Raw genomic sequence first — 5,558 nt, forward strand, 5'->3', positions numbered from 1 at the left:
CTGCTGCGCTTGATGTCCGGGGGCGCTTGCCGCGCTGCGTCTTCGCTGCCTGCTCAGGGGCTGGGGGTGCCAGGGGCCTTCTTCCGCTCGACGTTCGGGGCCGCTTGCCGAGCCGCGTCTCGGCTGCCTGCACAGGGGCTGGCGATGCCGGAGGCTTCGCTGCGCTCGAGGTTCGGGGCCGCTGACCGCGACGCGTCTCCGCTGGAGGCTGGAGCTCTCTTCCGCCCCGCTTCGGTGCCCTGCCGGACGGAGGGAGAGCGAGCGCCCGCAGGCCAACAGTCTGGAGCCTGCGCCGCGCCTGGGCCACCGGAAGCCCGGTGAAGTGCATGGCCAGCGCCAGCTTCACGCTGTCCCCCGCAGCGTCGAGCAGCGCCCGGGCCCGGGCCGCGGGCAGGTCCGTCAGCTCCGCCACCATGCGCGCCGCGCGGGCCCGCAGCTTCGCGTTCGTCGGGCGCACGTCCACCATGCGCCCCCGGTACACCTTGCCCAGCGCCACGAAGGCCGCCGTGGTGAGCGCGTTCAGCACGAGCTTCGTCGCCGTGCCCGCCTTGAGCCGCGTGGAGCCCGCCACCACCTCCGGCCCGGTGCGCGCCAGCACCACCGCGTCCGCCCGCATGGCCCTGCCGGGCGGGTTGCAGCACACCAGCACCGTGTGGGCCCCCAGGCGCCGGGCCTCGTCGAGGGCGCCCCGGACGTAAGGCGTGGAGGCGCTCGCGGAGATGCCACACACCACGTCGCGCGGCGTCGCCCGGAAGGCGCGCACGGCCCGGGCCCCCGCGTCGACGTCGTCCTCGGCGCCCTCCACGGCGCGCGTCAGCGCCCGCTTGCCGCCCGCGATGGCCGCCTGGACGCACGTGGCCGGCACGCCGAAGGTGGGGGGACACTCGCTGGCATCGAGCACGCCGAGCCGTCCGCTGGTGCCGGCGCCCACGTACAGCAGCCGACCGCCAATGCGCAGCGCTTCCGCTACGGTCCGGGCCGCCGCCGCGACCGCGGGCAGGGCCTCACGCACCGCGTGGAGGGCGATCAGGTCTTCTTGATGCAACCGTCGGACGACCGCCTCGACAGGGAGGAGGTCCAGGTCATCCGCGCGGGGGTGGAGCCGTTCGGTGGGCGGAAGCGCTGCTTTTGGGGCGCGCGTCGTGCCCACCGGAAGGACCCCGGACTTCAGGCGGCCTTGATCACCTTGCCCGCTTTGATGCAGCGGGTGCAGGCCAGAACGCGCTCGATGCTGCCCGAGACATTCGCCCGCAGCTTCTGCAGGTTCGGCAGGCTCCGCTTCTTGGTCTTGTTGTTCGCGTGGCTGACGTTGTTACCCACCAGCGGACGCTTCCCACAGAGGTCGCACTTCCACGCCATGACTGCTAACTCCTTGAAAACTGGGGCGTTCTACGGCAGCCCATAAAAGAGCGGCGGACCCTACCAGAAACAGTCCGAAAATCCAGCCGGATCCGTGCGGGAAGCCTACCGCTTGAGGGGATCCTTCTTCTTCAGCATGTCCTGCACCAGCTTCGCGGCCCGCATCCCCGCGAGCAGCTCGCCCTCCAGGCCCAGGCCGGGCAGCACCTCGCGGCCCGCGAGGATCACGTTCTTGGCCGGCGTGCGCTGATTCAACCCCGTGACGCCCAGGAAGGCTTCCGACTCGAAGCTGTAGAGGGGGTGGGGCATCAGGCGGCTGCCGCGCACTCCCCCGGCGTCCAGGTAGGGGGCCGACCGCAGCGCGCGGTGCTGCTTCGTGAAGGGCATCAGCCGGTCCAGGTGCTCGTCGATCTTCAGCGCGAGGGCCTGCAGGTGCTCCTCGCCCAGGTCGCGCGCGGAGGCCGGGACGAAGGCGCCCGCGCACACCACGCGCACGCCCTCCACGTCCTTGCTCGTCCCGGCGGAGGCGGCCGTGCGCGCCGGGTGCTGCTGCACGAGCAGCGGGCCCAGCTCCGCGTCCTGGGTGTCCACGAGCACCAGCTCGCCCATGCCTCGCGGGAGGGCCGCTTCCGGCACCACCCAGTTCACGGTGAAGAGCAGCGACTTGGTGTTGGACTGGTCCAGGTGCTCCAGCAGCCCCCGGTGGTGCTTCTTGTCCGTCACCAGCCGGCGCAGTGCCCCGGAGTCCGTGGCCGTGACGAGGCAGGAGGCCCGGTAGAGCGTGTCCGAGCGCACCAGCTTCACGCCCGCGAACTTGCTGCCGTCGAAGGCCAGCTCCTCGACGATGAAGCCCGCCGGGTTGTCGCGGCCCAGCACGTCGCCGCCCAGCTCCGCGAGCCGCCGGGTGAGCACGTCGCGCAGGGCGTCCATGCCGCCGGGGTAGGTGGAGGGCGAGGTGAGGACCTGCGACAGGGCCCGGGTGAGCGACAGGGGCGCGGAGGGCTTCTCCAGGTGGACGAGGAAGGGCAGCAGGCCGCGCACCAGCGACAGCGCGGGGTCCTCGCTCGCGAGCCGGGGCGTCGCCGTGAGGCCCGGGTGTTCCTTGATGAGCCCCTTGAGCTTCCAGGACTCGAAGAAGCCGTCGGGGGGCAGCTGGGGGCCTTCCTTGAAGAAGGCGTCGGTGGCCTCGTGCTGGGCGGCGCTGCCCGTCAGGGCGCCCTGGATGCCCTCGCCGGCCTCGCCGAACTCGCGCGTCAGCTCGGCGCGGCGGCGGGCGGCGTCCGCGGTCAGGTCCACGCGGTTCTTCGGCAGGACGAGCTGGAGCTCCGGGACGTGGGGGCGCAGCGCCCGGCCAATGGACGTCGCGAGCCCCAGCTCGGCGAGGGCCTCCTCCACGATGGGCATCGCCTTGAGGGGCGGCGCGACGAAGGGGGCGTAGGGGAGCACGAAGCCGTCGTGCTCGTAGCCGGGGCCCATGCCGTCGTGCTCCACCAGCAACACGCGGTGGTTGCGCTTCGCCAGGAGCGCGGCGGCGAGCGCGCCGCCGACCTGGCTGCCCAGCACGATGACGTCGTACACGTGCCGGGACGGGCCCGAGGGGAGCTTGAGTTTGGCGGCGGACGTCGACATGGCCACCGAACACTACACAACGTCACCGCGTCTGGCGCCCTTTTGGCACGCGGGCTCCGGGTCCGACAGGCCCCCCGGCCCGCCCCTCAGGGACGGGCGTCGAAGAGGCGCGCCAGCAGCGCGGGCGGCAGCGTGTCGAAATCGGCGGCGGTGAAGTGGGCTCCTGCCTGCTTGAGCTTCTCGGCGGTCGTGGTGGTGGTGATGCCCACCGTGACCATGCCGGCGGCGCGCGCGGACAGCACGCCGTTGATGGCGTCCTCGAAGGCCACGCACGCTTCCGGAGGCACCTTCAGCGCCTGGGCCGCCGCGAGGAAGATGTCCGGCGCGGGCTTGCCGCGCTTCACCTGTTCGGCGCCGACGACGGTCGCGAAGAGCGGCCGCACGCCGAGCCCGTCCAGCACCAGCTCGCGGTTGCCCTGCGGCGCGGCGGTGGCCACGGCCATGGGCAGGCGCGCGTCCCGCAGCCGGTGGAGGAACGCCTCCGCACCCCGGTGCAGCGCCAGATAGGGCCGGTAGATGGCGCGGTAGTGGGACTCCTTCTCCTCCGCGAGCGCGTCCAGCTCCGCCACGGACAGCGTGCGCCCGAGGAGCTCCGGGAAGATCTCCTCGTTCTTCTTGCCCGCGAAGTCGTTCTGGAACCGTTCGGCGGTCAGGCCCTCCAGGCCGAGCCTCCGGGCGAGCGTCACCCAAGCCCGGTTGTGGAAGTCCATGTTGTCGACGAGCGTGCCGTCCATGTCGAAGACGGCGGCGCGCAGGAAGGGCGCGGCGGAAGTCATTTTCTCCCCATACCTTTTTTCGCCGCCATGTCACCCCTGGAATCTCCGAAGCGTGCACGGCCGGTCCTGATATCCCCCGGGCATGAGCGAGGACGTGCTGCTGGAGACCCGTGGGCCGGTGGGCCTTGTCACCCTCAACCGCCCAAAGGCGCTCCACGCGCTGTCCCTGGAGATGTGCCGGGCGCTCCATCCCCAGTTGGACGCGTGGGCGGTGGATCCGTCCGTGAAGGCCGTGGTGATCCGGGGCGCGGGGGGCAAGGCGTTCTGCGCGGGAGGGGACGTGCGCGCGGTGGCCGGGTCGCTCGGACGCCCGGATGCGGAAGGGGGCGGGCCCCTGTCACGCGAGTTCTTCCTGGCGGAGTACGCGCTCAACCACCGGATCCACCACTTCCCGAAGCCCTTCATCGCGCTGGTGGATGGCATCTGCATGGGCGGCGGGCTGGGGCTGTCGGTGCACGGCGCGTTCCGGGCCGTGACGGAGCGGTTGGTGCTCGCGATGCCGGAGACGGGCATCGGCCTCTTCCCGGACGTCGGCGGCGGCTGGTTCCTGCCGCGCTTTCCGGGCGAGACGGGCACGTACCTGGGGCTGACGGGCGCGCGGTGTGACGCGGCGGACGCGGTGTGGCTCGGGTACGCGACGCACCGGGTGGAGTCCTCGCGGCTGGAGGAGGTGCTGGACGCGCTGGTGGCCGCGGACTGGAGGGGGCCGGGCCACCACGTGGCGGCGCATGTCCTCGCGGGCTTCCTCGCGGAGCCGGGGACCTCCGCGCTCGAAGCGCGGGCGGACGCCATCGCGCGGTGCTTCCGGGGGGACCGGGTGGAGGACATCCTGGCGGCGCTGGAGCGCGAGGGTTCGCCGTGGGCGGAGGAGACGCGCGCCACGCTGCTGCGCATGTCGCCCACGAGCCTCAAGGTGACGCTGCGTCAGCTCCGCGAGGGGCGCGGCCAGGACTACGACACGATGGCGCGCGTGGAGTACCGCTTGAGCCAGGCGCTGACTGCGCGGCCGGACTTCCGCGAGGGGATCCGGGCCGTGCTCGTGGACAAGGATCAGAAGCCGCGCTGGAACCCGGCCACGCTCGCGGACGTGACGGACGCGGAGGTGGAGGCCTGCTTCGCGCCGCGTCCCGGGGACGAGCTGGTGTTGCCCGCGCGGGGCTGATCCGCCAGGCTACAGGTCCTCGTCGCTGACGACGGTGCGTCCGTCCGCGCGCAGCAGCGCGGTCGTGATGCCTTCGCCCGGCCGTAGCACGCCGGTGTCGTAGACGCGTTGGCTGCCGCACGAAGGACTCTTTTCCTTCAACAGCGCCACGGGGACGTCGAACCGCCGCGCGGCGTCGAGCGCCATCCGAGCGCCCTCCTGGAACGCGGCGGTGCGGTCCTCGCGCGTCTCCCGCGTGAGGGCCCGCGCGCGGCCGGCCCAGACGTCCACGCCCGTGCCACCAGACAGGTCCACGGGAGGGCGGGGGATGCCCATGCCCGCGGCGGCCTCCGGACAGATGGGGACCACGGCCTTGCCCTCCAGCACCGCGAGCACCCGCTCCGAGCGCTGAGAGCGTCCGTCGTACCGACAGGCCTCGCCCAGCAGGCACGCGCTGACGAGGACCACGGGGGCGTCGCGCAGGGCCTGTCGCCGCGCGTTGCGGGCCGATGCCTGCGTAGCTTCCGCCGCGCCGTCGCGGGCTGAAGCCTCGGACGCCTGCGCTTGCTTTGCCGCGCCGTCGCGGGCTGAAGCCTCGGACGCCTGCGCTTGCTTCGCCGCGCCGTCGCAAGCTGAAGCCTCGGACGCCTGCG

General features: G+C 72.7%; 6 protein-coding genes. 1 reads left to right on the top strand and 5 read right to left on the bottom strand.

The features are described 5' to 3' along the window. From murQ to D7V93_RS36685, 4 genes are all read right to left on the bottom strand, one after another. On the bottom strand, positions 1-1,150 hold a 1,150-nt coding region (gene murQ / locus D7V93_RS36670; protein ID WP_244237724.1), incomplete at its 3' end, for an N-acetylmuramic acid 6-phosphate etherase. Positions 1,151-1,167: 17 nt separating this feature from the next. Further along, on the bottom strand, positions 1,168-1,359 hold the full coding sequence (gene rpmB / locus D7V93_RS36675; RefSeq protein WP_120647776.1) for a 50S ribosomal protein L28: 192 nt from the start codon (positions 1,357-1,359) through the stop codon (positions 1,168-1,170). 105 nt (positions 1,360-1,464) lie between these two features. After that, positions 1,465-2,988, bottom strand: coding sequence for an NAD(P)-binding protein (locus D7V93_RS36680; RefSeq protein ID WP_120647777.1), 1,524 nt, complete (start codon positions 2,986-2,988; stop codon positions 1,465-1,467). A gap of 86 nt (positions 2,989-3,074) precedes the next feature. Next, on the bottom strand, positions 3,075-3,764 hold the full coding sequence (locus D7V93_RS36685; protein WP_120647778.1) for an HAD family hydrolase: 690 nt from the start codon (positions 3,762-3,764) through the stop codon (positions 3,075-3,077). Positions 3,765-3,846: 82 nt separating this feature from the next. Here D7V93_RS36685 and D7V93_RS36690 point away from each other — a divergent pair, with 82 nt between their 5' ends. Beyond that, positions 3,847-4,926: an enoyl-CoA hydratase/isomerase family protein gene (locus D7V93_RS36690; RefSeq protein WP_120647779.1), complete on the top strand. Its 1,080-nt coding sequence runs from the start codon at positions 3,847-3,849 to the stop codon at positions 4,924-4,926. A 9-nt stretch (positions 4,927-4,935) separates the two neighbouring features. On the opposite strand, the gene D7V93_RS36695 is transcribed toward D7V93_RS36690, so the two are convergent. Further along, positions 4,936-5,558: 2-thiouracil desulfurase family protein (locus D7V93_RS36695; RefSeq protein ID WP_244237725.1), on the bottom strand; the 623-nt coding region annotated here is incomplete at its 5' end.

Source organism: Corallococcus llansteffanensis, from assembly GCF_003612055.1.
Lineage (GTDB): Bacteria > Myxococcota > Myxococcia > Myxococcales > Myxococcaceae > Corallococcus > Corallococcus llansteffanensis.